Origin of the sequence: Mesorhizobium sp. PUT5 (assembly GCF_052216645.1) — a bacterium.
Taxonomy (GTDB): domain Bacteria; phylum Pseudomonadota; class Alphaproteobacteria; order Rhizobiales; family Rhizobiaceae; genus Mesorhizobium.
Genome location: NZ_JBQOSO010000003.1, coordinates 3,828,818 through 3,853,926 on the forward strand (window position 1 = coordinate 3,828,818; position 25,109 = coordinate 3,853,926).

Annotated in this window: 25 protein-coding genes and 1 tRNA gene; 6 read left to right on the forward strand and 20 right to left on the reverse strand. The window is 68.0% G+C overall.

The features are described 5' to 3' along the window. Window positions 1–26 precede the first annotated feature (26 nt). Window positions 27–560, forward strand: coding sequence for a L,D-transpeptidase family protein (locus ACTDI4_RS20240; protein WP_442842861.1), 534 nt, complete (start codon window positions 27–29; stop codon window positions 558–560). A gap of 13 nt (window positions 561–573) precedes the next feature. On the opposite strand, the gene ACTDI4_RS20245 is transcribed toward ACTDI4_RS20240, so the two are convergent. Then, window positions 574–1,833, reverse strand: a complete 1,260-nt coding sequence (locus ACTDI4_RS20245) for a ubiquinone biosynthesis hydroxylase (protein ID WP_442842862.1) — start codon at window positions 1,831–1,833, stop codon at window positions 574–576. Window positions 1,834–1,950: 117 nt separating this feature from the next. On the opposite strand from ACTDI4_RS20245, the gene tesB reads away from it, so the two are divergent. Continuing rightward, entirely contained in the window at window positions 1,951–2,823 is an 873-nt protein-coding gene (tesB, locus tag ACTDI4_RS20250; RefSeq protein WP_442842863.1) for an acyl-CoA thioesterase II, read from the forward strand. Between the two features lie 306 nt (window positions 2,824–3,129). Next, entirely contained in the window at window positions 3,130–4,437 is a 1,308-nt protein-coding gene (locus tag ACTDI4_RS20255; RefSeq protein ID WP_442843414.1) for an ammonium transporter, read from the forward strand. A 21-nt stretch (window positions 4,438–4,458) separates the two neighbouring features. Here the strand turns inward: ACTDI4_RS20255 and ACTDI4_RS20260 are convergent, their stop codons facing one another. Both ACTDI4_RS20260 and ACTDI4_RS20265 read right to left on the reverse strand, forming a co-directional pair. Further along, entirely contained in the window at window positions 4,459–4,767 is a 309-nt protein-coding gene (locus ACTDI4_RS20260) for a DUF167 family protein (protein WP_442842864.1), read from the reverse strand. Window positions 4,768–4,775: 8 nt separating this feature from the next. Next, window positions 4,776–5,066 carry a YggT family protein gene (locus ACTDI4_RS20265; RefSeq protein WP_442842865.1) on the reverse strand — a complete coding sequence of 97 codons (291 nt, stop codon included), beginning with the start codon at window positions 5,064–5,066 and terminating at the stop codon, window positions 4,776–4,778. A 241-nt stretch (window positions 5,067–5,307) separates the two neighbouring features. Here ACTDI4_RS20265 and ACTDI4_RS20270 point away from each other — a divergent pair. Further along, a tRNA-Ala gene (locus ACTDI4_RS20270) sits at window positions 5,308–5,383 on the forward strand. A 40-nt stretch (window positions 5,384–5,423) separates the two neighbouring features. Here the strand turns inward: ACTDI4_RS20270 and ACTDI4_RS20275 are convergent. Beyond that, window positions 5,424–6,869, reverse strand: a complete 1,446-nt coding sequence (locus tag ACTDI4_RS20275) for a family 16 glycosylhydrolase (RefSeq protein ID WP_442842866.1) — start codon at window positions 6,867–6,869, stop codon at window positions 5,424–5,426. A 220-nt stretch (window positions 6,870–7,089) separates the two neighbouring features. On the opposite strand from ACTDI4_RS20275, the gene ACTDI4_RS20280 reads away from it, so the two are divergent. Continuing rightward, complete coding sequence (locus ACTDI4_RS20280) at window positions 7,090–7,467, forward strand: DoxX family protein (protein ID WP_442842867.1); 378 nt, start codon at window positions 7,090–7,092, stop codon at window positions 7,465–7,467. A gap of 198 nt (window positions 7,468–7,665) precedes the next feature. Beyond that, window positions 7,666–8,001, forward strand: a complete 336-nt coding sequence (locus tag ACTDI4_RS20285) for a hypothetical protein (RefSeq protein WP_442842868.1) — start codon at window positions 7,666–7,668, stop codon at window positions 7,999–8,001. Window positions 8,002–8,064: 63 nt separating this feature from the next. On the opposite strand, the gene ACTDI4_RS20290 is transcribed toward ACTDI4_RS20285, so the two are convergent. The 16 genes from ACTDI4_RS20290 to ACTDI4_RS20365 form a co-directional block, all read right to left on the reverse strand. Continuing rightward, on the reverse strand, window positions 8,065–8,229 hold the full coding sequence (locus tag ACTDI4_RS20290) for a hypothetical protein (protein ID WP_442842869.1): 165 nt from the start codon (window positions 8,227–8,229) through the stop codon (window positions 8,065–8,067). A gap of 103 nt (window positions 8,230–8,332) precedes the next feature. Beyond that, window positions 8,333–9,334: an AraD1 family protein gene (gene araD1 / locus ACTDI4_RS20295; protein WP_442842870.1), complete on the reverse strand. Its 1,002-nt coding sequence runs from the start codon at window positions 9,332–9,334 to the stop codon at window positions 8,333–8,335. Between the two features lie 110 nt (window positions 9,335–9,444). Further along, on the reverse strand, window positions 9,445–10,428 hold the full coding sequence (locus ACTDI4_RS20300) for an NAD(P)H-quinone oxidoreductase (protein ID WP_442842871.1): 984 nt from the start codon (window positions 10,426–10,428) through the stop codon (window positions 9,445–9,447). Between the two features lie 11 nt (window positions 10,429–10,439). Further along, entirely contained in the window at window positions 10,440–11,372 is a 933-nt protein-coding gene (locus ACTDI4_RS20305) for an MBL fold metallo-hydrolase (protein WP_442842872.1), read from the reverse strand. After that, window positions 11,369–12,919 (reverse strand): class I adenylate-forming enzyme family protein, encoded by a 1,551-nt coding sequence (locus ACTDI4_RS20310; RefSeq protein ID WP_442842873.1) that lies wholly within the window; start codon window positions 12,917–12,919, stop codon window positions 11,369–11,371. The genes ACTDI4_RS20305 and ACTDI4_RS20310 overlap by 4 nt, the downstream gene beginning before the upstream one ends. Before the next feature lie 17 nt (window positions 12,920–12,936). After that, on the reverse strand, window positions 12,937–14,115 hold the full coding sequence (locus ACTDI4_RS20315; protein ID WP_442842874.1) for an NADH:flavin oxidoreductase/NADH oxidase: 1,179 nt from the start codon (window positions 14,113–14,115) through the stop codon (window positions 12,937–12,939). Window positions 14,116–14,148: 33 nt separating this feature from the next. After that, window positions 14,149–15,516: an MmgE/PrpD family protein gene (locus ACTDI4_RS20320; RefSeq protein ID WP_442842875.1), complete on the reverse strand. Its 1,368-nt coding sequence runs from the start codon at window positions 15,514–15,516 to the stop codon at window positions 14,149–14,151. 37 nt (window positions 15,517–15,553) lie between these two features. Then, entirely contained in the window at window positions 15,554–16,306 is a 753-nt protein-coding gene (locus ACTDI4_RS20325) for an aspartate/glutamate racemase family protein (protein ID WP_442842876.1), read from the reverse strand. Between the two features lie 30 nt (window positions 16,307–16,336). Then, on the reverse strand, window positions 16,337–17,548 hold the full coding sequence (locus ACTDI4_RS20330; protein WP_442842877.1) for an NADH:flavin oxidoreductase/NADH oxidase: 1,212 nt from the start codon (window positions 17,546–17,548) through the stop codon (window positions 16,337–16,339). 118 nt (window positions 17,549–17,666) lie between these two features. Then, a complete protein-coding gene (locus ACTDI4_RS20335; RefSeq protein ID WP_442842878.1) occupies window positions 17,667–18,707 on the reverse strand; it encodes a LacI family DNA-binding transcriptional regulator in 1,041 nt (346 codons plus the stop codon). A 27-nt stretch (window positions 18,708–18,734) separates the two neighbouring features. Beyond that, window positions 18,735–19,622: an MBL fold metallo-hydrolase gene (locus ACTDI4_RS20340; protein ID WP_442842879.1), complete on the reverse strand. Its 888-nt coding sequence runs from the start codon at window positions 19,620–19,622 to the stop codon at window positions 18,735–18,737. Window positions 19,623–19,671: 49 nt separating this feature from the next. Then, window positions 19,672–21,027, reverse strand: a complete 1,356-nt coding sequence (locus tag ACTDI4_RS20345) for an MmgE/PrpD family protein (protein ID WP_442842880.1) — start codon at window positions 21,025–21,027, stop codon at window positions 19,672–19,674. A 7-nt stretch (window positions 21,028–21,034) separates the two neighbouring features. Beyond that, window positions 21,035–22,207: an acyl-CoA dehydrogenase family protein gene (locus ACTDI4_RS20350; RefSeq protein ID WP_442842881.1), complete on the reverse strand. Its 1,173-nt coding sequence runs from the start codon at window positions 22,205–22,207 to the stop codon at window positions 21,035–21,037. Between the two features lie 18 nt (window positions 22,208–22,225). Next, window positions 22,226–23,149: a hydroxymethylglutaryl-CoA lyase gene (locus tag ACTDI4_RS20355; RefSeq protein WP_442842882.1), complete on the reverse strand. Its 924-nt coding sequence runs from the start codon at window positions 23,147–23,149 to the stop codon at window positions 22,226–22,228. Between the two features lies 1 nt (window position 23,150). Continuing rightward, window positions 23,151–23,945, reverse strand: coding sequence for an enoyl-CoA hydratase/isomerase family protein (locus tag ACTDI4_RS20360; RefSeq protein WP_442842883.1), 795 nt, complete (start codon window positions 23,943–23,945; stop codon window positions 23,151–23,153). Continuing rightward, the gene (locus ACTDI4_RS20365; protein WP_442842884.1) at window positions 23,942–25,078 is read right to left on the reverse strand and encodes a CaiB/BaiF CoA transferase family protein; all 1,137 of its coding nucleotides are present in this window, start codon (window positions 25,076–25,078) and stop codon (window positions 23,942–23,944) included. Before ACTDI4_RS20365 ends, ACTDI4_RS20360 begins: the two co-directional genes overlap by 4 nt. Window positions 25,079–25,109 lie beyond the last annotated feature (31 nt).

Sequence of the window (25,109 nt, forward strand, 5' to 3'; positions counted from 1 at the left end):
GCGGACGCAATGGGGCGACTGCGGCTTTGCCAACAGGTCTTCGCGTTCTGACCGTGCGCGCCAGGCCCGGCAACCCCAGCAAGGGCATTCTGCAGGCGGGCCCGCTGGTGTTTCCCTGCGCGCTGGGCCGCGGCGGCATCTCGGCCGCCAAGCGCGAGGGCGACGGCGCCACCCCGCTGGCGGCCATGCGCATCCTGGGCGGCTATTTCCGGCCCGACCATTTCGCCACGGCGCGGCGCACGCGCCTTGCCATGGCGCCGATCGACGCCGACCTCGGCTGGTGCGAGGTGCCCGACGACCGCAACTACAACCGCCCGGTCAGGCTGCCCTATCCGGTCAGCCACGAATATATGCAGCGTCCCGACCGGCTCTACGACGCCTGCCTGGTGCTGGACTGGAACATCAGCCCGCGCCGGCGCGGACGCGGCAGCGCCATCTTCTTCCATCTCGCCCGGCCGGACTTCACGCCCACGCAGGGCTGCGTGGCGGTGAGCGCGCGCACCATGGCCCGGCTTCTGCCGCTGCTGTCTGACCGCACCGTGGTCAGGGTGGTGCGGTAGGAGCAGGAACGATTCAGATGGCCTCGCCGCGCAGCAGCCTGGGCGTGCCGCCGGAAAGCCCTGATGCCTGCCGGATGAAGAATTCCTTGAGGCGCGGCATGCGGTCGACGAGGCCGAGCCCGATGTCGCGCACGGCCCGCACCGGCGCGATGTCGTTGGAGAACAGCCGGTTGAGCACGTCCGTGGTCACGCCCATCTGCACCGTGTCGAAGCGGCGCCATTGCTGGTAGCGTTCCAGCACGTCCAGGGCGCCGATGTCCTGGCCCAGCCGGTCGGCCTCCACCACCACCTCGGCCAGCGCCGCCACGTCGCGGAAGCCGAGATTGAGGCCCTGGCCGGCGATCGGGTGGATGCCATGGGCGGCGTCGCCCGCCAGCGCGAAGCGCGGCGCCACGAAGGCCCGCGCCAGCGTGAGGCCCAGCGGCCAGGCGCGCGGCTTGTCCATGACGCGGATCTCGCCGAGCTTGAGGCCGAAGCGATGCTCCAGCTCCGTCTCGAACACCAGTTCGTCGCCACTGACCAGCTTCTCGGCATCCTCGGTGCGCTCGGCCCAGACGATGGAGGAGCGGTTGGTGCCGTCCTTGTCGGGCTTCAGCGGCAGCGTGGCGAACGGGCCGGCCGGCAGGAAATGCTCCTCGGCGCGGCCGTTGTGCGGGCGCTCGTGCGCCACCGTGCAGACGATGCCGGACTGGCCGTAGGCCCAGCGCACGGTCCTGATGCCGGCCATGTCGCGCAGGCGGGAATTGACGCCGTCGGCGGCCACCAGGAGCCGCGCCCGCAGCGTCGCCCCGTCCGCCAGATGCACGGTGACGCCGCCGCCGTCCGTGTCGAAGGACTGGACGGCGATGCCTTCCATGATGTCGATGCCAAGCTCGGCGGAGCGGCGCCGCAGCGCGCCGTTCAGGTCGTGGTTGTAGACCATATGGGCGAAGGGCTCGCCCGGCGCCACCTCGCCGGCGAAGGTGAGGAACGCGGGCCGCACCGGATCGGCGGTGCGCGAATCGGTGATGACCATGTCGGTGATGGCCTGCGCCTCCGGCGCGATCTCGTCCCATACGCCGAGCTGTTCCAGCATGCGGCAGGCCGCCGCCGCGATCGCCGAGGCCCGCCCGTCGCGGCGCCACGCGCCTTCCGGCGCGGCGTCCACCACCGCAACGGCAAGGCTCGGCCTGGCCTGCTTGAGCGACACGGCGGCCGCCAGCCCGGCATAGCCGGCACCCGCAATCAGCACGTCGAGCCCGGACCGGCTTCCGGCATCGCCCTTCTGCTCCATCGCGCTCCGCTCCCTTTCACAGCCGGCCGCCACGCGGCCTGCGCCCTGTCCTGCCACTTGACTGCCCGCCGCTCCTGTCGGAAACCCGTCGCGGATTTCGCGCGAGGCCAACCCAGCATGACGACGCCCATGGAGCAGCTTCTCGGCATTCTCGACCTCGAGGAGCTGGAACACAACCTCTATCGTGGTCGCAGCCCCCAGGTGGAATGGCAGCGCGTGTTCGGCGGCCAGACCATCGCCCAGGCGCTGGTGGCCGCCCAGCGCACCGTGGACGCCGACCGCCACGTCCATTCCCTGCACGCCTACTTCATGCTGCCGGGCGATATCAAGGTGCCGATCGTCTACCAGGTGGACCGCATTCGCGAGGGCTCCTCCTTCACCACGCGCCGCGTGACGGCGGTGCAGCACGGTCAGGCCATCTTCTCGCTGGAAGCATCCTTCCAGGTCCGGGAAAAGGGGCTGGACCACCAGATGCCCATGCCGCACGACGTGCCGGCGCCGGAGACGCTGCCCTCGCAGCGCGAGCTTCTGCAGACCGTCGAGAACATTCCCGATGCGATCCGCAAGTTCTGGGCCCGCGAGCGGCCGCTCGACATCCGCCCCGTCAATGTCGAGCACTATTCCAGCCGCGACAAGCTGCCGCCCCGCCAGAACGTCTGGATCAGGCTGAACGGCCCGGTTCCCGAAGACGCGCGCCTGCGCCCGGTGCTGCTGGCCTACCTCTCCGACATGACGCTGCTCGACACCTCCACCTTCGCGCATGGGCGCGGCCTGTTCGATCCCGACATCCAGGCCGCCAGCCTCGACCACGCCATGTGGTTCCACCGCGCGCACCCGCTGGACGACTGGCTGCTCTACGCCCAAGACAGCCCCTCCACCTCCGGCTCCCGCGGCTTCAGCCGCGGCGCGCTCTATGCGCGCGACGGCACCCTGATCGCCTCGGTCGCGCAGGAAGGACTGATCCGCCTGCGCCGGCATTCGCCTACATAATAAGCACATCTTCGTATCTGCCCTTGAATTAGGCAGATACCCGGCGCATGCCGACCGTCACGTGTCCGGGGCGTCGCAAATCTCCGTTTTATTTCAGTGCCTTCGCCCCTGCGCCGGCAATTGGCACGGCGCTTGAATCGCGATGGCCGATCCCCGCCGAGCGCGGGCGGAGCCATGCCGCGGCGGCCCGGAAGGCCGCGCGGAAACGGCTTCGGCCCCTGCATGCCGGGAGAACGCCAACGGAGAGACAGGATGAACACCCCTTCCCTTTTCAACCCGCCGGCCTGCCGCATGCCAGCGGGCCGCATGCCCGCCAACGCCGTCCGCGCGCTCGCTTTCGCCACGACCGCGGCGGGCGCCATGGGCACGACGGCGGCGCGCGCCCAGCAGGCCGCGCCACCGCCCGCGCTCGATTCGGGCAACACCGCCTGGATGCTGACGGCCACGGCGCTGGTGCTGATGATGACCATCCCCGGCCTTGCCCTTTTCTACGGCGGCATGGTGCGCAAGAAGAACGTGCTGGCCACGGTGATGCAGAGCTTCGCCATCTGCTGCCTGGTGACGGTGCTGTGGTTCGTCGTCGGCTATTCGCTGGCCTTCTCCGATGGGGGCACGCTCAACGCCTTCGTCGGCGGCCTGTCGAAGGCGTTCCACCGCGGCATCACGGTGGAGACGCTGTGGGCGCCGGGGGTCGCCAACATCCCCGAATTCGTCTTTTCGACCTTTCAGATGACCTTCGCCATCATCACCCCGGCGCTGATCGCCGGCGCCTTCGCCGAGCGCATGAAGTTTTCCGCGCTGCTGGTCTTCATGGCGCTGTGGCTGCTCGTCGTCTACGCGCCGATCGCCCACTGGGTGTGGGGCGGCGGCTTCCTCGGCTCGGCCGGCGTGCTGGACTTCGCCGGGGGCACGGTCGTCCACATCAATGCCGGCGTGGCCGGCCTGGTGACGGCGCTGGTCCTGGGCAAGCGCGCCGGCTACGGCAGCGCCAACATGGCGCCGCACAATTTGGTCTATTCGGTGATCGGCGCCGCACTCCTGTGGGTCGGCTGGTTCGGCTTCAACGCCGGCTCCGAGCTTGCCGCCGACGGCCTGGCGGGCGCGGCCATGCTCAACACCCAGGTCGCCGCCGCCGCGGCCGCGCTTGCCTGGATGTTCTGCGAATGGGCGGTCGCGGACAAGCCGAGCGTGCTCGGCATCATCTCCGGCGCCGTGGCCGGACTGGTGGCGGTGACGCCGGCGGCCGGCTTCGTCAATCCCTCGGGCGCGCTGGTCGTCGGCATCGTGGCCGGCATCGTCTGCTACCTGGCCGCCGTCAGGATCAAGCGCGCGCTGGGCTACGACGATTCGCTCGACGCCTTCGGCGTGCACGGCGTGGGCGGCATCGTGGGCGCGTTGCTGACCGGCCTGCTGGCGGACCCCGCCATCAACGGCCTGGGCCGGAACGCTTCCGTGGTCACCCAGATCTACGGCATCGTCTTCACCATCGCCTGGACCGCGGTCGCCACCTTCGCCATCCTCGCCGTCGTCAAGGCGCTGGTCGGCCTGCGCCCGAGCCCCCAGGAAGAGATCGAGGGCCTCGACATCACCCAGCACGGCGAGGCGGTGCCGTAACGGGAAGCGGCGGGCGACGCGCTACAGCAGGGCTTCGGCGCGCGCGGCAAGCGCCGCCGGGTCTCCCTGCACGCGCACGCATTTCAGGCGCGCGGTGCCGCCGGCGACCACAGAAACGGCAGTCGCCGGCACGCCGAGCGTCCTGGCCAGAAGCTTTTCCAGTGCCGTGTTGGCGGCGCCTTTTTCCGGCACGGCGCGCACCCGCGCCTTCAGGTGGCGGCGTCCGTCCGCCGCCGTCTCGGCGCCTTCCAGCGCTTCGGCCGAGGATTTCGGCGTCAGCCGCACAAACAGGTCGATGCCGTCCTTGCGCAGCCGGACCGGCCCGTCCATGGCCGCGCTCACACCACCAGGGGCACGATGGTGGTGATGATGAACTGGCGCAGGAAGAACAGGATGAGCAACAGGATGATGGGCGAGATGTCGATGCCGCCGAGATCGGGCATGAAGCGGCGGATCGGCCGCAGTGCCGGCTCGGTCAGCCGGTAGAGCGCATTGCCGACGGTGCCGACCACCTGGTTGCGCGGATTGACCACGTTGAACGCGTAGAGCCAGGAAAAGATCGCCGCGCCCATGATGATCCACCAGTAGAGGTCGAGGGCCAGGACGATTGTCTGTATGAGGGCGATCATGCCGGTCTCCGGTTGTCGCCGACATGTAGCCATTCGCGCGAAAACGGGCAAGAGCCCGCTTGTCGCCACGCTTTCCGCCGCCGGCACGCGGCCTGCCCCGCCGGGCGCCGCCGGCCGCACGGACCGGCCCGCAGGGACCGCCCCCCTCGCGCCGGGGCCGCGCCGAAAGTCTGCCGAACGGCTGCCAAATGGCCGCTTGACAGGCGGCGGCCTCGCCTCATAAATGCGCCATCCGCTGGACGGGGCTGTAGCTCAGCTGGGAGAGCGCGTCGTTCGCAATGACGAGGTCAGGGGTTCGATCCCCCTCAGCTCCACCATCGGCGGATCGTCGGCATTGATATTGCTTCATTGCTACTCCTACGCCAGCCAGTCCTGCGGCGCGTCCGCGACATCCCGCGCCATGCCCAATGTGCCGGTCTCCACGTCGTCCAGCGTATAGGCGCGGATATAGTCGATGCGCATTTCGGCAGGCGTGGCAAGCCCGTCGGAAGGGGGCCCGGCGGTGCCGCCGACCGCGAGGTTGACCAGCATGTACATGGGGTCGTGCATGTCGGCCGGCGTGGCCGCGCGAGCCACCGCCACATCGTCGTAATACCAGACGAGCTCGTCCGGCGTCCAAAGCACTCCGTAGGTGTGGAAGCCTTCGGCATCGGACGCATGCACCGTGGCACCAGCCTTGGTGTGCTCTGCGCCCGCATTCGAATGCGCCGCCATGAAAAGCGTGTTCGGGTCCTGGCCGCGTATTTCCACGACATCGAGTTCCGGGGGCCAGCCGCCGTCTGCCGGGAGGAGCCAGAAGGCCGGCCAGGTTCCGCCGATCTCGGGCAGATCGGCCCGCATTTCGAAATAGCCGTAGGTTTGGGAAAAGGACCCGAAGCTGGTCAGCAGGCCCGAGGTGTATTCGTAGTTGTCGATCAGCGGCTTGATGTCATCCGGCGCCCGCGCCGCGGTGATCGTCAGAATGCCGTCTTCCACGCTGAACGGATCGACCTTGCCTGTCGGGCCATAGAAGGCGTCGATATACCATTGGAGTTCGCCGTTTCCGCTCAACGTGCTCCCGTTCGGCTGTCCCCGCCAGAAGTTGGTATCCCAGGTGCCGCTCGTGCCGCTGCGCAGGCTGAGCGCGTCGAAATCGTCGGCAAAGGACAGCGTCATCCCGGATTTGTCCAGCGGCAGCTCGAACTGTCCGGGCTGCAGCCTGTCGATGGTCATGTCCTTGAAGACGAGCACCTCCTCGGAGCCGAGATCGAGACGGACGTCCGGCCCGGCCTGCACCAGGCGTGCCTGGACGGCGTCGAACGACGTCAATCCGTAGCCGTTGAGGCGAACGGTGTCGGTCGCGTCGAAATCGACGATCAGGTCGCTTCCGTTGCCTTTCGATATGATGAAAGTATCGGGGCCGGCACCGCCGATGAGAACATCGTCGCCCGGACCGCCGTCCAGCGTCTGATGGCCCGCGCCGCCCTCGATGATGTTGTCCATGGCGTTGCCGAAGGCATAGCGATCGCCGTCCGTCACGATCAGGTTCTCGAAATTGTCCGGCAGCTCGTAGCTCATCCAGGTGACGATCGTGTCGGTGCCCTGCCCGAATGCTTCGGCCGCTCTGTTGAGCGGCGAATAGAGGTAGTAGATGTCGTCGCCCGCACCGCCATACATGGCGACATCGACAGCGGCGTCTCCCCAGAAGGAATCGTTTCCGGCGCTGCCGTGAAGCTCCGGCCCGGCTCCGGTGGCGGAGATATGATGTGTGGAAGCGCCGCTGTATGAGAGAGGTACGCCCTTGGCATTCGTGATGGTCGTCATCGAACAATTCCCTGATCGCGATACCTGAGCGAGGCTAGCATCCATTCCCCCCTGCCGCGATCGACCTGCGCTAACGATGTGATACGCGTCGTAACATTCCTGGCTCGGCCGGACAGGCGACCAGCGGAGGTGGGGACACGACTGTCCGGTCACGGCATCGCTTGCCAAAAGAGCGGCCGCCCTTAGATTTCGCCGGGAACCTCTGAATTGGACGACCGCGATGCTGGATCGATATAGACCCCTGGCGCTGACGGTTCTCCGTGTCGTATCCGCGCTGCTTTTTCTGGAGCACGGCACGCAAAAGCTGCTCGGCTTCCCGGATGGCGGCGGCCATGCCGCCAGCCTGTTTTCCATCATGGGCCTGGCGGGGATACTCGAAGCGGTGGGCGGCGCCCTGCTGGTCCTTGGCTTCAAGACGCGCATCGTCGCCTTCCTCCTGTCCGGCGAGATGGCCGTTGCCTATTGGACGGCCCATGCGCCGCGCGGCTTCTTCCCCGTGCTCAACGGGGGCGATGCGGCCATTCTGTTCTGCTTCGTGTTCCTGTACCTCGTTTTCGCAGGCCCCGGAGCCTGGAGCCTGGATCGCGAAAAGGGCTAGGGTCAGGCCCTGTCAATTTGGCTGGACGCGCGGACAAAGGCCGGCGGACGCCTGCAGCAAAACGCTTGGATAGGCGCTCCGCACGCTTGACGGACATTCGGAGAAAAGAGAGCTTACCGCCACGAATTGGGCAGGAGGGGCGTAGTGGCGTTGAGCGTTCGCGTAGATTGGAACACAGCACGTATTCTTGCGGTCGGCATGGCCATTTCGCTCACTGCCTGCGTGAGTTCGGAAGAGCAGCGCTCCATCGACATGGCAAACGACAAGCAGCGCTGCGAGCAGCTCGGGTTCGAGCCCGGCTCGCAGGCGATGGCAATGTGCATGGCCAATTCCGCCGCTTCGCGGTCTGCGGAAGCCGATCGTCAGGCCGCCGATAACAGGGAATGGCAGCGAAAGCGCGACGAGGATTTCCGCAGGATGCAGGAGAGGTCCGAGCGGAAGCCCGAGCAGAAATGCAAGGTGGTGGAGAAAGTCACCACCCGGGAAGACGGAACCGTGGTGACCGACCGCGAGCAGGTCTGCTCGGCCTTTTAGAGCCTTTCATGGCCACACGGCATCGTTCTGTTTCTCGTTTGGCGGCCGGCTGACGGCATAGGCTCAGTAACCACCGCCGCCGCCGCCGCCCATGCCGCCTGAACTGCCGGCATTGCCGCCATTGGTGGTCTGGGCCGGGGGACGTTGCGTGCCGTTGCTGGTCGTGTTGCAGCCGGAAATTCCCGCCAGGATCAGGAGCACGATTGCGGTTGCGATGCGTCCGGACATGGGTCACCTCCATGCGCCCCGCCACGCCTGGTAAACAGCATCGCGCTCCGCTTCTTCCATCACTGTCAGGTGAAGCGGGGACCGGCGACCGCCACGCGGCCTCCTACAGGTCGCGCACGGCGATGTCGCCGACATCTTCCGCCGCCTCGACGGCGATCGCATTGCGCAGCGGCATGCCGAAGCCTTCGGCCTCGATCTCGAACACGTCGCCCGGTTCGGCGCGGACGCCGTCGGCGAAGGAGAGCGTCGCGGTTCCGAACATGTGCACATGCACGTCGCCGGGCTGGCGGAAGAGCCGGTACTTGAAATGGTGGTGCTCGAGATTGGCGAAGCTGTGGGACATGTTGTCCTCGCCCGACAGGAAGGGCTTCTCCCACACCACGGCGCCGTTGCGCAGGATGCGGCTGGCGCCGCGGATGTCGGCGGGCGGCGCCCCGATGCGGATCTCCGGCCCGACCGAGGCCGGCCGCAGCTTGGAGTGGGCAAGCCACAGATAGTTGCCGCGCTCCGTCACATGGTCCGAGAATTCATTGGCCACGGCAAAGCCGAGGCGGAACGGGCGGCCGCCGTCGCCGATCACGTAGATCCCGGCCATCTCCGGTTCCTCGCCGTGGTCCAGCGCGAAGGCGGGCGACACGAGCGGCTGGCCGGGGGCGGCGAGCATGTGGCCGTTGCCCTTGTAGAACCATTCCGGCTGCACCCCGATCCCGCCGCGCGCCGGCTTGCCGCCTTCCAGTCCCATGCGGAACATCTTCATGGAATCGGTCAGATCGGTTTCCGCCGCCATCGCCTTGGCGTGCATTCCGTCGCGGGTCGCCGCCGAGCCCAGATGCGTCAGCCCGGTGCCGGTCAGATGCAGATGGGCAGGGTCGGGATGGGTGATCGGCGCGAGATAGCGCCCCTCGCGCGCCAGCGCCTCGGGGTCGTGCTCGGCCCCAAAGCCCTGATCCGCGACCAGATCGGCAAGCGGCCTGCCCGAGCGAGCCGCCGCCAGCGCGACATCGTAGAGGCTGGAAGCCCCGCGCAGTTCGCACGCGGGGCGGCCCTCCTCGCGGACCAGGACGAGTGTGGTGCTTCCGGCACCGGCGATCTGGGACATCAACATGGGGCAAAGGCCTTTCGGGAATGGAAATGCGGGCAGGCGCCCGACGGCGTTGGGGAGGATGAAGTGCCGGCGGGGGCGGCCATCAATCGACGGAGCGGCGCAGCGGACGATCAGAGCCGCAGCACGATCTTGCCGAAATTGTCCGCCGCCTCGAGAATGCGGTGGGCCTCGACGGCCTCGTCGAAAGGCAGCACGCCATGCATGGCAGGCTCGATCTCGCCGCTGGCGAGCACCGGCAGCCAGCGGCGACGGAAACGTTCCACCACCTGCGCCTTCTCGTCGCTCGAATGCGGGCGAAGCGTGAAGCCGCGCAACTGCACCATCTTTGTCAGCACCGAGGCGACGTCGATCTCGGCAGGGCCCGAGCTCAGCAGGCCCACGAAGGCCAGCCGTCCGCGCCAGCGCAACAGCGAGATGTGGCGCGCCAGATAGGCTGGGCCGACGAAATCCTCGATCACGTCGATGCCGTCGGGAAAGATCTCGCGCACGGCTTCGGCGAAATCCACCTCGCGATAGTTCAGCACATGCGGCACGCCCCACTCGCGCAGGCGCCGTGCCTTTTCCTCGCGTCCGGTGGTGGTGACGATCTCGGCGCCGACATGCTGGGCCATGCGGATGGCCGTGCTGCCCACCGCGCTCGCCCCCGCCTGGATCAGCACGCGTTCGCCGGGCGCGAGCCGCGACAGTTCGAACAGCGTCTCATGCGCGGTGCAGAAGGTCTCGATCACGCTGGCGGCACGGACATCGTCCCAGTCCGTCGGCACGGCGACGACATGGCGCCAGTGGGCCACGGCATATTCGGCATATCCCCCGCCGGAAAGCAGCGCCGCCACGCGCGTGCCGGGCGCGATGTCGCGCACCTCGGCGCCCACCTCGATCACTTCGCCGCCGCATTCCACGCCCAGCACCGGGTTGGCGCCCGCCGGCACCGGGTAGACACCGGCGCGCTGCATCGCATCGAGCCGGTTCACGCCGACCGCGCCGACGCGGATCAGCACCTCGTCCGGTCCGGGCCGGGGGCGCTCGACGCTCAGGAAACGCAGGGCTTCCGGTCCCCCGGGCTCGGGGGCATGGCAGATCTTCATCATCGACATGACAGGTTTCCTCAATCCTTCTTGGACGGCGACCAGACTTCGGGGCGATGGCCGTGGTTCACGGCATGGAACCATTGCTCCTGGACGAAACGGAAAGCCCCGCTGTGGCCGGGGCGGATACGGGCAAAGCCCGGAAAATGGATATGCATGCCCGCAACCAGCAGGTCCTCGTCCACGCAGCGCTGCAATATCCTGCGGCGCGAGACGGCGCCGGCCGCGCTGTCGGTGTCGAAGATCATGCCGACATCGGGGTCGGCGAGCTGAACCTCGGGGACATGGACGGTGTCGCCCCACACGATCATCGCCTCGCCGCCCGAACGCACCATGTAGCAGCTATGACCGGGGGTGTGGCCCGGCGAGGGCAGCGCGACCACTCCCGGCAACACCTCGCATTCGCGGTCGAACATCTTGACCGCGTCCGCGAGATAGGGCCTGAGCTGGATCCGCCCGGCGTCGAAATAGACCCGCTTCTGGCGCTCCGTGGCCTTTTCCCTCTGCCCGTCGTCGAACCAGTGGGCGATCTCGGCCCGATGCACATGGACGCTGGCGGCCGGGAAGAGCTTGTTCCCGCTCGCCGGGTCGGTGAGGCCGTTGGAATGGTCGGGATGGACATGGGTCAGCAGCACGTCCGTGATCTCGTCCGGCCGGATGCCGAGACGCGCCAGCAGGCCCGGCAGCCGCCCGCAGGTCGGCCCCATGATGTCGCCCGAGCCGCAGTCCAAGAGGATCTTGCGGGCACCATCCTGCAAGAGGAACGCGTTGATCGACACGACCGGTGGCGAAACCCGGGTTTCCTCGGCAAGAAAGGCCTCCAGCCTGGCGTGATCGGGATAGCGTATGATGTCGAGGCTGTCATAGGCCATGTAGCCGTCGCAAAGCGCGGTCACCAGAACATCGCCCAGCATGCGATGATAAATGCCGGGAATCTGCTCGAACCCTGTCATGGCTCGCCTTCCTGCACCCCGGCCGCCTTCGCCACGAAGGCGGGGCGCGGCTTCTCGACAAGCTCGTAGCGTTCGGCCAGCCAACGGCGCAGGCCGGCGCGGGCGATCTTGCCGATGGCGTTGCGCGGCAGGCTGTCGATGGCGGCGAACAGCCGCGGCCGCTTGTACGAGGTCATTTCGGCCAGCGCCGGCGCAAGGCGCTCCTGCCAGCCCGCCGGCGGGTTCTCGGCGACCACGGTGACGATCTCGCCCCAATATTCGGACGGATAGCCCAGCACCACCAGCTCCGTGCCCGCAAGCGCCGGTGCCAGCAGGCGTTCCACTTCGTCCGGCGCGATCTTGTAGCCGCCGCTCTTCATCATGTCGGACTGGCGCGAAACCAGATGCAGCCGTCCGGCCTCGTCGATGCGCCCGATGTCGCCGGTGTCGTGGAACTCGCCCGGCGCCAGCATCCTGACCCCGTCGCGCATCATGTAGCCGCAAAACAGATGCGGGCTGTGGAGATGTATCTGACCGGTTTCGCCGCGCGGCAGAGCCCTGCCGTCATCGTCGCGGATCTCGACCCGCACCCCGGCCGCCGGCCAGCCCACGCACAGCCCCTCTCCTGCCGGTTCGGCATAGGCCGTGGCGGTTTCGGCCGGCTCCAGCGAGGTGATGGGGTTGAAGATCTCGCTCTTGCCGTAGGTGACGCGGATGATCTCGCCGAAGCGGGCCACGGCATTGCGATAGAGCGTCGGCGTGAGCGGCGCGGTGCCGGTCAGGATCATCCGCAATCGCGGCGTCAGGTCCTTGAATGCCGGATCGGCGGACGCTTCCGTCAGCTTGGAGAGCACCGTCGGCGGCGCGAACATCTCCGTCACCTCGCCCGAGGCCAGCAGCGGCAGCACGATTGCCGGATCGACGCCCTTCGTCAGGTGCACTGCGGCGCCATGCGCCAGATAGGCGAAGGTCAGCAGCGAGCTGCCATGCGAGAAGGGCGTCATCAGCAGGATGCGGTTACTGCGGTCGGGCAGAAGCGGCAGCGACGCCCGCAAGAGCAGCGTGCCGGTCCACCGGCCGCGATGGCTGTGGATCGCCCCCTTGGCGAAACCAGTCGTCCCGCTGGTGAAGACGATGCGGCTCGGCGCATCGGGTTCGACGTCGGGCCAGTCCGCGGCGGTCATCGTCCGGGCTGCGATCAGGCGCGCGTCGACCAAAGGCACGGAAAGCTCCGGCAGCGGTTCCGCATCGCCGTCCACGAGCATGAGCCGCGCCCCGGTGCATTGCAGCGCATGGGCAAGCTCGGCCTGGCTCAGCACCGGGTTGACCGGCACTTCCGCCGCGCCGGCGAGCGCCACGCCATAGCTTGCCGCAGCCGCCAGCGCCGAATTGTGGAAGGCGGTGGCCACGAAGTCGCCCGGCCCCAGCCCCAGGCCGCGAAGATGATCGGCAATGCCCGCCGCGCGGTCGATCACCTGCGCAACGCTGTGGCTGCCTTCCGCATCCACGATGCCGACGCGGTCGCCGTATCGGGACCGGGTGGCGGCAATATCCTCGCCCCAGTTCATGCCGGGCTCCTCCGGGTTCAGGCAGGTTCGGGAAAACGCTCGGGCCCGAGGGGGTCCTCGCCATTGGCAGCCAGTGCCCGCACCCATTTGTCCAGCCACCAGCCATAAGGTTCGGGCCAGGACCGGAAATCGCGCTCCACGCCCATCTGCCAGGCGGCGTGATGGGCCCAGAACGGGTTGAACAGCATCTGGCGGCCGATGCAGACGAGGTCCGCCTTGCCCGCCTGCAGGATTTCCTCGGCGTATTGGGGCGTTCGGATCATGCCCACGGCGGCGGTCGCGATGCCGGCTTCGCGCCGCAGCCGGTCGGACAAGGCGACCTGGTAGCCCGGCCCGCGCGCCAGGTTCGAGTTCGTGGCGCCGGCGCGCATATTGCCCCCCGACGAGCAGTCGATCAGATCCATGCCCGCCTGCTTCAGCCGCCCGGCAAGGATGACGCTGTCGTCCTCGGTCCAGCCGCCCTCGATCCAGTCCGTCACCGAAAGCCGCGCCAGGAGCGGCATGGACTCCGGCATGATCTCGCGCAGCCGCCCGACCACGGTCAGCGGCAGGCGCATCCGGTTCTCGAGCGATCCGCCCCAGCGGTCCGTGCGCTTGTTGGCCAGCGGCGAAAGGAAGCTCTGCAGCAGGTAACCGTGCGCCAGATGCAGTTCCAGCAGGTCGAAGCCGGCAAGCAGCGCGCGCCGCGCACCGGCCACGAAGGCCTCGACGATGCCTTCGATCTGCGCCTCGTTCATCTCGATCGGCGTCAGCCATCCTTCCGACAGCGGCAGCGCCGAAGCGCCCATCGGATAGAGCCGCTCGTTGCCGGCCGCCAGGTCGCGCTCGGTGATCGGCCCGTTGCCCTCATAGGCGCGCTGCTGGCCGCCCTTTCGCCCGCCATGGCTGATCTGGATGCCGGTCCTGGCGCCGTAGCGCTTCATCTCGCTGACCAGGCGGGCCATCGGTTCGATATGGCTGTCGGCCCACAGGCCGGGATCGCCGTTGCTGACGCGGCCGGCGCGGGTGACGAAGGTCTGCTCCATGAGCACCAGGCCGGCTCCGCCCATGGCCATGCGCTCGTAGTGGGCGAACTGGAAAGGCGTCAGCCGCCCGTCCTCGGACGAATAGGTGCCCATGGGCGAGACGACGATGCGGTTCTTCAGCGTCACCCCCCTCAGCGTGTAGGGCCGGAAGAGAAGCGGATCGTTCGGCATGTCAGGTTCCGATTGCATGATCTGGCCGCGCCTTCATCGCGCCAGCGCGAGGATGTCGCGCAGCACGTCGCCCATGGCCGGGCCGCTGGTGTTCCCCAGCCCGGCGAAAAGCCGTTCGCCGAGGTCGCGCGCCGCACCGGCGGGCGCGCCCAGCCGCGACAGGCGTCCCTCGAATACCTGGAGCGCCCTGTCCGGGGTCTGGAACAGCATCTCGCGCGGCATCTGCGAGGAATGCGCCTCGCGGCGGCTGCCGTCCTTCATCAGCAGCGTCACGCCCGAATCCAGCGCGCCGCCCACCGCGTCGGGCACCACCGTGGTCCTGCCCACCAGGTCGAGGATGACCGGGTCGCGGCGCAGGCTGTTGCCCATCTCGTAGGTGATGTCGCCTTGCGAGAGCATCGCCGCGACGGCGAACGCGGTACTTGCCTGCGTCTGCACCTGCCGCTCGTAGGGACCCTTGTAGTTGGTGCCCGGATAGAGCGTGTAGGGCTCCCACAGCGTCACCTCGATCGCCTCGATCGCGGCAGGGTCAACGCCCTCGTCGTGAAGCTTCTGCGCGGCCATGGCCGCCGGCATGTTGTCGCCGAGCGTCGCGTAGGGCTTGGCCATGATGGTGCGCATGATCGCCGGGTCGGGCGGCGTCGCCCACACGTCGGGCGTGGTCTCCAGCCCGGCGAGCGTGGCGAGAAATCCCTTGGGCCCGTCGAGCGCCTGCGGAGCGCCGGTCACGCCTTCCGCCGCCAGGCAGGCGGCGATGAGGCCGCCCTGCGCGGCGCGGCCGTTCTGGACCCGCCATTCGTCGCTGCCCGCGCGCACCGGCTCCAGCGTCCCGCCGGTCGTGCTGGCGGCGATCGAGACCGCCGAGGCTGCCTGGGCGGCATCGAGCCCGAGCAGGGCCGCACTGCCGGCCGCGGCCGCGATGGTGCCAAATGTCGGGCTGGTGCGGAAGCCGCGCTGGATCAGCCTGCGCGCCACGACCTCCTCGCGCCCGAGCCAGTTGATCGCCGAGTAGCCGGCGACCAGCGCCGCCAGGACCGCGTCCAGGCTGGCGCCCTGCCGCTCGCCGAGCGCGACGACGGCCGGCGGCACCAGCGATCCCGGATGGGTCCAGGAATCATGGTCGGTGTCGTCCTGGAAATGCGCATGGGCGGCGACGCCGTTGGCGAATGCGGCCTCGCCGGCGCTCAGCCTCGCGCCGGACGCCCAGGCCGTCGCGCCGCCCGTTTCCAGGCGCTGCGCCAGCGCCAGCGCGGCACGGGTGGTCGTCTCCGTCCTTGCCGAAATCGACAGGCCGAGCGTGTCGAGCAGGCAGATCAGCGCCTTCTGGCGGATGTCCTGTTCAAGCTGGATCGTGGCAAAGCTGGCGAGATAGTCGCCCAGGACCTGGCTGGCAGGCTTCATCGTTGTTTCTCCTTCCAAGGCAATGGTTCCGGCAGCGTCAGCCCCGGCGGTAGAGCCAGGCGCGGCTGGTGCCGATTCCGGCGTGGCTGAGCCGCACCAGGCTCAGCGCGTGGCTCCACGCGGCGGCGAAGACGTCCACCACCGCCGCATCGTCGATCCGCTTCAGCCCTTCGCGTGCGAAGATTTCGGCCATGACGCCTTCCGCGGGCACGATGACGTCGGCGCCCCTGGCGATCAGGTCGCGTGCGGTGCGGGTGAAGGCCTCGATCAGAGCGGCAGGGTTGTCGCGCGCGGCGATCAGTTCGTATTCGTCCATGCCCGGCGTGAGCGAGGTCACCTCCAGCACCCGGGCTTCGAGATGGTGCTTGGCCACCGAAAGCCGGGTCATGTAGGCCACGTTCGGCGCATTCGAGATCAGGCCGATCTGCGAGCCCAGCGAGCAGCCGGTCAGCAATGCCGCCTCGGTCAGCGAAACCACCGGGATGTCGACGGCGGTGCGCATCTCGCGCAGGAACGGCTCGCTGAACGAGCCCATGACGAAGGCATCGTAGCCTTGGCGCTCCGCCTCCACCGCCATTTCCACGAGGGGCGAGAGCACGCGGTGATAGGTGTAGGCGTTGCCCAGCGCATCGCTCGGGCTCAGGGCGCCGTAAGTGCCTTCCGGCAGGCCGTGAACATGCACGCTTGCCTCGCTGCCCAGAAAGGCGCCGGCATGGGCTTCGATGCCGCGCTTGTAGGCCTCGATGCGGCTCAGCTCGTTGACGGACTGGTGCCAGATCCGGATTTGCATGGCGTTTATCCTCCCCTCTTTTCCTTCGGTTCAGGCGCGGGCCGATGCCTTGGCAGGCGCGGCTGCGGCGGGTTCGGGAAAGACCTCCGCGCCAAGCGGGGTCTCGCCATTGGCCGCCAATGCCCTCGACCACTTGTCGAGCCACCAGCCATATTGCGGCGTCCAGTCGGCAAACCCCTGGTTGACGCCCAGCGTTTCGGCGGCGTGATGCGCCCAGAACGGGTCGAACAGCGCCTGGCGGGCGAGGAAGATCAGGTCGGCCCTGCCCTCCTGCAGGATGCGCTCGGCGAATTCCGGGGTGCGGATCATGCCGACCGCGGCCGTGGGAACGCCGGTCTCGGCACGGATGCGGTCCGCGAAGGGCACCTGATAGCCCGGGCCGCGGCCGAGGCTGGCATTGGTGGCGCCGATGCGCAGGTTTCCGCCCGAAGAGCAGTCGACCAGGTCGACGCCGGCCTCGGAGAGAGCGCGCGCGAGCACCAGGCTGTCCTCGATGGTCCAGCCGCCCTCGATCCAGTCGGTCGCCGAGATGCGGGCGAGAAGCGGCATGGACTGCGGCAGGACCTCGCGCACCGCGCGCACCACTTCGAGCGGAAAGCGCATGCGGTTCTCGAGGCTGCCGCCATAGGCGTCGTCGCGATGGTTGGCGAGCGGCGAGAGGAAGTTCTGCAGCAGATAGCCGTGCGCCATATGGATCTCGATGAGATCGAACCCCGCCAGCACCGCGCGCCGCGCCGCCGCCACCCAGGCACGGCGCAAGCCCTCGATCTGCTCGACGCTGGCCGCCTCCGGCGTGAGCCAGCCCTCGCCCAGCGGCAGCGCCGACGGCGCCAGCGGCGTCCAGCGTTCCTCGCCCATCGCCAGGTCGGCGTCGGTGAGCGGGCCGTTGCCCCGGAAGGCGCGCTGCATGCTGGACTTGCGCCCGCCGTGGTTGAGCTGGATTCCGGCCTTGGCGCCATAGCTCTTCATATGGCTGACCAATGCCCGCATGCCGGCGATGTGGCTGTCTTCCCAGAGCCCGGGATCGCCGTTCGTGACGCGGCCGCGCCGGGTGATCGAGGTCTGCTCCACCATCACCAGCCCTGCCCCGCCCATGGCGAAACTGGCATAGTGCGTGTGGTGGAAAGGCTGGAGGTGGCCGTTCTCGGCCGTGTAGGTGCCCATCGGCGAGATGACGACGCGGTTCTTCAGCCTCACGCTGCGCAGGCTGAACTCCGAAAACAGTTTCACGTCTCGCGACATCGGTCTCTCCTTTCGTGGCACGGTCCGGCTAACGCGCGCCGCGCCCTTCGTGCGGGCAATAGTTCTTCGTCCGCTCCCTCGAGGAGCGGCAGGCATGCGGATGCGAAGTGGTTGGCCGTCAGCCGGCCGGCAGGTCGAGCGTCACGCCCTTTGGCGGCATGCACGAGGCCTGCGGGTTGAAGGTCGTCGGAATGATGACACGGCGCGGTTCCTCTCTCTTGCCGTGGATGATGTGGTCGAGCAGCAGCGAGGCCGCCGTGGCGCCAACCTCGTTCTGGTCCCAGCCGATGACGGCGATCGGCGGCTGGTGCAGGTCGCACAAGTCGTTCTGGCCCGATGCCACGACCGAAATGTCGTGCGGGATCGACAATCCGCGCGTGCGTATCGCGCGCAGCACGCCCGAGAGCATGTCGATGCCGCCGGCGATGATGGCGGTCGGCGGCTGCGACAGCCCGAGCAGAAGCGACGTCGCCCTGTAGGCGTGGTCGCGCAGGAAGCTGTCCGCCATCAAAAGTTCCGGCACCGGCTTCAGCCCGCGCACGGCATGGGCGCGCTCGAAGCCGCGCACGCGCGCCGCGCCGGGGTGGAGCCGGGTGGGGCCCGTAAGCAGCGCGATGCGCCGGTGGCCCAGATTGAGCAGATGCTCGGTGGCGCTGAAGACGCCGCCCTCGTGGTCGGCATAGACCGCGTCGCACCATTCCGGCTGATCGCGGTCGATCATCACCAGGGGCACCGGCAGCCCGCGCAGGATCTCCTCGAACTCGCCTTCGATGGGCGTGTAGGGGCCCATCAGAACGCCGTCGACCTGCCCGCTGGAAAAGCTCCGCAACAGCTCGATCTCCCGTTGCGTGCGGCCTTCCGAATTCGAGATCAGCAGCGAATAGCCCGATTCGTTGAGCACGTTCTGGGCCGTCGAGACGAACCCGCCGAGCTGGGCGATGTTGATCTCGCGCAGGATGCACCCGACCGTGCGGGTCCGGCCCATGCGCATCGACTTGGCCGCGGCGTTGGGCACGTAGCCCAGTTCCTCGATGGCGCTTTCCACCACCTTGCGGATATGCGGCTTCACGTCCGCCGCGTCGTTGACCACGCGCGAGACCGTGCCGATCGAAACCCCGGCGAGCCGGGCAACATCACGTATGGTCGGGACCTTTGGCATGTTCTGTGCGCTACCGGGAAACCGTCATCAAATCTCGAAACTCCACTGTTCGGTGGCGACGCGATAACCGGAGCCGTCGCGCATGAGCCAGCCGAAGCCGGGAAAATGGATGTGCATGCCGGCCACCAGCATGTCCTCGGAAAGAATCCGCGCCAGCAGCGCCGTGCGGTTCTTCGCCGCCATGCCGGGGTCGTAGTCGAAGCTCATCGAAACCTCGGGCCGCGCCACCTGGATCTCGGGCACATGCGCGAGATCGCCCCACACGATCATCTGCTTGCCGGCTGAGCGGATCAGCCAGGTGCTGTGGCCCGGCGTGTGCCCGGCGCATTCCACCATGGTGATGCCGGGCAGCACCTCCTCGCCGTCCTCCGCGAGCCGCAGATGCCCGTCGCGATAGGGACCGACCTGCTCGCGCGCCCACCCGAAATAGCGCTCGCGCCGGCGCTCGTCGGCGGCCGCCATTGCCTCGTCGCAGAACCAGTGCGCGATCTCCTTGCGGTTGGCGATGACCGTCGCGTTCGGGAAAAGCCGCTTGCCCGTGCGCGCGTCCGTCAGCCCGCAGGAGTGATCGGGATGGCAATGGGTCAACAGCACGTGATCGACCTCCCCCGGATCGACGCCCGCCGCGGCAAGGTTCTCGAACAGCTTGCCCGTGGTCGGGCCGAACTTGTCCTGAGAGCCGCAGTCGATGAGAACGGTGCCGGCCGGGCCGCGCAGCAGGAAGCAGTTGATCGAGATGCGCGGCGGCGAGATCCTGTGGTCGCGCGCCATCATCAGGTCCACGTCCTCGCGCGAGAACTCGTGGAAGATCTGATAGCCCATTTCGACATAGCCGTCCGACAGGGCTGTCACCAGGAACTCGCCGAAACGGCGGTGATAGACGCCGGCTATCTGTTTTTGCGGCAGGCTGGTCATGTCCTTTGGGTTCCGATCCCGTTTCCTTCAATTGCGCGGGGCAGTCCGGTCATAGCAGAGCAAGTTCACGAAGGTCGCCAACTTCCTCGATCCGGTAGAGCTTTTCGAACAGGGGTTTGACCTGCTCCCGCGGCAGCAGCATCGAGGCGCAATCGGCGAATTTCGCCTCCAGCTCTTCGCGGGAAAGCTGAAGCTGCCAGCTTCCCCGGGCATGTTCCACCGGCGCGTGGCGGTGGACGTTGCCGTCCTTCAGCGTCACCCAGACCAGGTCGAAGGGGGCGACCGGCAGGTCGGCCCCAGCCTTGTCCTCGTTCACCGTCACCTCGACGCGACCGAGCATGGCCTGCACGTCCTGGCGCGAGACGTACTCGTCGGTCAGCTCGCGGGGCCCAACCCTGCGGGAGAGCAGCGCGCTCGCCATGGCGAATTCCATCGAGAACTTGGCGGCAAGCCCGGTCTGCGGGCGCGAATTGCGCAACATCAGGCGCTGGGTGACGCCGGTGTGGACATGGATGGTGGCCACGTCCTCGGCGGCGAGATCGTGCTCCTCGACCAGGCCCAGCATGGCGTCGATGGCGCGATGCGTGGCATAGCAGGTCGGATAGCGTTTGATGTTGACGCCGAAGCGGGCCGACATCCATTCCTCGCCGATGCGGAACGCCTGCGGATCGAGTTCGGGCGAGCCGGAGGGCGAGAACGCCCTGAGAAAGCCGGTGCGGTGCTCGACGACGTCGAGGCTGCCCGTATATCCCGCCTTGGCGAGCCGCGCCGCCTGGAGCCCCGATTGCGCCGTGCGCCCGGCATGCAGCGACTTCGTCATCGACCCGAAATTGGCGACCAGCCCCGCCGCGAGCGAAGCGGCGATGGCGAGCGCGTGGGCGGCCTGCTCCGGCGACAGCCGGTGCAGGCGCGCCGCCGCCGCCGCGGTTGCCAGCGTGCCCATCACCGCCGTGGGATGAAAGCCCCGGTCGTGCAGATGGCCGGGCTCCAGCTCGGCCAGATGCGCCCACAATTCGTAGCCGACCAGATAGGCCTCGATCGCGTCCCGGCCGGAGGCACGCAGCTCGTGCCCTTCGGCCAGGATCGCCGGCACCAGCACCGTGCTGGGATGCCCGGCCAGCGCCACGTCGTCGAAATCGAGGACATGGGCGGCGACGCCGTTGACCAGCGCGGCATCCGGCGCGCCGTAGCTGATGCCGTTCACCGCGCGCGGCGCCTCGTTGCTGCCGGGAACCGGCGTGGCGATGCTCGCCACCAGCTCGATCGCGGGTTCCCGGGCACCGGCCAGCATGACGCCGACGCAATCGACGATCCCGATGCGTGCCGCATGCAGCGCCTCGGGCGGCGCCGAGGCGGCGTCGAAGCCCGCGACGAATTGAGCTGCCTTTCCGGTAATGCCGTCCATCATGACCTCAATAGGAGCGGGGCAGGCCCAGCATGTGTTGCGCGACATAGGCGAGGATCAGGTTGGTCGAGATCGGCGCCGTCTGGTAGATCCGGGCCTCGCGCCATTTGCGCTCGATGCCGTATTCGCTGGCGTAGCCGAACCCGCCGAAGGTCTGGAGCGCGGTGTCGGCCGCCTTCCATGTCGCCTCCGACGCCAGAAGCTTGGCGATGTTGGCCTCTCCGCCGCAGGGCTGGTGCGCATCGAACAGCGCCGCCGCCTTGCGCGCCATCAGGTCGGCCGCTTCCAGTTCCGCATGGGAGCGGGCGATGGGGAACTGCACGCCCTGGTTCGCGCCGATCGGGCGCTTGAACACGACGCGCTCGTTCGCATACTCCACCGCGCGGCGGACCATGTAGCGCCCGTCGCCAATGCATTCCGAAGCCACCAGGATGCGCTCGGCGTTCATCCCGTCGAGAATGTAGCGGAAGCCCTTGCCTTCCTCGCCCACCAGCGCCGAGGCCGGAACCCGCAGGTTCTCGATGAAGACCTCGGTCGTGTTGTGGTTCATCAGCGCCTTGATCGGCCGGATGTCGAGTCCGTTGCCGCGGGCTTCCCGCAGGTCGACCAGGAAGACCGAGATGCCCTCGGTCTTCTTCGAGACCTGATCCAGCGGCGTGGTGCGCGCCAGAAGCAGCATCAGATCGGAATAGAGCGCGCGCGAGGTGAACACCTTCTGGCCGGTGATCACATAGTGGTCGCCGTCGCGCACGGCGCGGGTCTTGAGCTGGGTGGTGTCCGAACCGGTGGTCGGCTCGGTGACGCCGAAGGCCTGGAGGCGCAGCGACCCCTCGGCGATCTGCGGCAGGTAGGTCTTCTTCTGCTCCTCGCTGCCGTGCCGGAGCAGCGTGCCCATGATGTACATCTGCGCATGCGCCGGGCTTGCCTGGCAGCCGCAGGCGTTGATTTCCTCCAGGATGACCGCCGCCGCCCGCAAGGGCAGGCCCGAGCCGCCATATTCTTCGGGAACCAGCACCGCCAGGAACCCGCCTTCCGTCAGCTCCGCCACGAATTCGGACGGGTAGCCGGATTCCTCTTCCAGCTTCGCCCAGTATTCCAGCGGATATTTCTCGCAGATCCTGCGGATCGATTCGCGCAGTTCCGGATAGTCTTCACCGAGATCGAGGGTAACCTGGCTCATCTTGTTGGGGTCTTTCACTCACTTTGCAATTTCAAAGGTCTTGGGCAGGCCGGCGCGGGCGATGGCGCCGCTGTAGCGCTCGTCGCCCAGCCAGCTTTCGACGTCGCGGCGCAGCTCCAGCAGCGCCGCAATGTCCACACCGGTGGAAAAGCCCATGCTTTCCAGCATGTAGGCGGCATCCTCGGTGTTGATGTTGCCCGTGGCGCCCGGCGCGAAGGGGCAGCCGCCGAGGCCGGCGAGCGAGCTGTCGAAGACGCGCACCCCGGCGTCGAGCGCGGCCGCGACATTGGCGAGGCCGAGCCCGCGGGTGTCGTGGAAGTGGCAGATCACCCGGCGCCCGGCCGCGATCTCCACGATCGGCGGCAGCAGCATCTTCACCTGGACGGGATTGCCGTAGCCGACCGTATCGGCGACGATCAGTTCGTCCGCGCCGCCGGCCGCGACATGCCGCGCGACCTGCCAGACCCGCTCGGGCTCCACATGGCCCTGAAGCGTGCAGCCGAAGGCCGTGGCAAGGCCCACGCCCAGCACCATGGCCCTGCCCGCTTCCGTCTGCCTCAGCGCCGCGATGCGGTCGAATTCGGCGATCGCCTCGTCGGTGGAGCGCCGCACGTTGGACAGGCTGTGCGCCTCCGAGATGGAAAGCACGTAGTTGATGTGGGTGAAGCCCGCCGCCAGGGCGCGCTCCGCGCCCTTGAGGTTGGGCACCAGCGCCGACACCACCACGCCGCCAAGCTGCGGCAGGCTTTTGGCCAGCTCGTCCGCATCGGCGAACTGCGGCACCACCTTGGCCGGGACGAAGGAAGTCAGCTCGATCTCGCGGATGCCCGCTGCCTCGAGCCTGAGCGCCCATTCCAGCTTGCGTTCCGTCTCCAGGAAGCGCTTGGCCATCTGGATGCCGTCGCGAGGGCCGACCTCGCGCAGGATGACTTGCTCTGCCATGTCAGACCCCCCGGAAAACCGGCTTGCGCTTCTCGTTGAAGGCGCGCACGCCCTCGTGACGGTCCTCGGTGGAGACCATGCGGTTATAGCATTCGATCTCGAAGGCCAGCCCGTCCGCCAGGGACATCTGCAGGCCCCGATGGATCGACTGCTTGGCCTGCCGCACCGAGATCGGCGCATTGCCCGCGACGCGCCGGGCGGTGGCCAGCGTCGCCTCCAGCAATTGCGCCTGCGGCAGCACGCGGTTGATCAGCCCCCAGTCGCAGGCCTGCTGCGCGGTGAAGGGCAGGCCGGTGAGAATGATCTCCTTGGCGCGGCGTTCGCCCACCGCCCGGGCCAGGTTCTGCGTGCCGCCGGCGCCCGGCATGATGCCGAGCGTCACCTCGGTCAGCGCAAAACGCGCATTGTCGGCGGCATAGGCGAAGTCGAGGGCTGCGGTGATCTCGCAGCCGCCGCCATAGGCCGCGCCGTTGATGGCGCCGATCAGCGGCAGCGGGCAGGCGATGACGGCGCGCAGCATGCGCTCGAACATGGCGTGCTGGCGCAGCCATTGCTCGTCGGTCATGCCGTTGCGCTCCTTCAGATCGCCGCCGGCGCAGAAGGCCTTTTCCCCGGTGCCGGTGAGCACGAGGGCGCGCAGGCCCCGGGTGTCGAGCTGGAAGCCCTCGAAGAGCTCCATCAGTTCCTCGCCCATGCGGGTGTTCATGGCATTGGCCGCCTGCGGACGGTCGAGGCGGATCAGCAGGATATGATCCTCGATCCGTTCCAGGGCGAGCGTTTCGAAACTGCGGTTCATTGGGAAGCCTGCTTGAACATGTTGTCGTGAGCGCCGAGCCGCGGCGCGGCGCCGCCGGAGGTCGGGCGCACGTCATCGAGGGTGAACGGCAGCCCGACCCATTTCTGCCCGTCGCCTTCGGTCAGGATGCCGATGGCTTCGGTTTGCGGATGGTTCCAGACCTCGTCGATGCGCAGCAACGGGCAGTTCGGCACCTGGACCGCGTCGAGCAGCGTCCCGACCTCGGCCACGGTCAGTTGCCGCACGGCCTCTTCGATCTTCGGCACCAGTTCGTGGCGCAGGATCACCCGGTCGCGGTTGAGCGCGAAGCGCGGGTCCTCTCCCACTTCCTTCAGTCCCGGCAGCGCCTGGCAAAGCTTGGTGAAAAGCTTATCGTTGCCGGCCGTGATCATCACCCAGCCGTCGCTGGCCTCGAAGGCCTGGTAGGGCACGATCTCGGCAAGTCCCGAACCGTGCGGCTTGCGAACTTCGCCGGACACCGCATGCGCGGCGAGCGGAATGGTCATCCAGGCAAGGCCGGTCTCGAACAGCGAGGTCGCGACCTGGGCGCCCTTGCCGCTGCGCAGGCGTTCGCAAAGGGCGGCCAGAAGGCCGATCACGGTCCACATGCCCGAGCCCATGTCGATCAGCGACACGCCGACGCGCACGGGCGGACGGTCGACCTCGCCGGTGACCGACATGATGCCGGAGGAGGCCTGCGCCAGCGGATCGTAGCCCGGCTTGCGCGACAGCGGGCCGGTCTTGCCGAAAGCGCCGATGTCGCACCAGATCAGCGCGGGATGCTCGCGGCGTACCTCGTCGGCGTCGATGCCGAACTTCGCCAGCAGGCCCGGCCGCAGGTTCTGGATCACGGCGTCGGCTTCGCCGATCAACCGCTTCAGGATTGCCGCGTCGGCCGCGTCGGCGAAATCCAGCGTGAGGCTTTCCTTGCCCCGGTTGAGCGCGTGGAACGCGGTCGCGTCCTCCTTGTGGAAGGGCGGACCCCAGCCCCTGGCATAGTCTCCCGTTGCAGGATTCTCGACCTTGATCACCCGTGCGCCGAGCTCTGCAAGGATCAGTCCCGCATAGGGCGCGGCCACGCTATGGCCGAGTTCGAGGATGGTCAGACCGCGAAGCGGTGCGGAATTCGTCAACTTGTTACTCCTTCGGCTGGGGTGCCGCCGG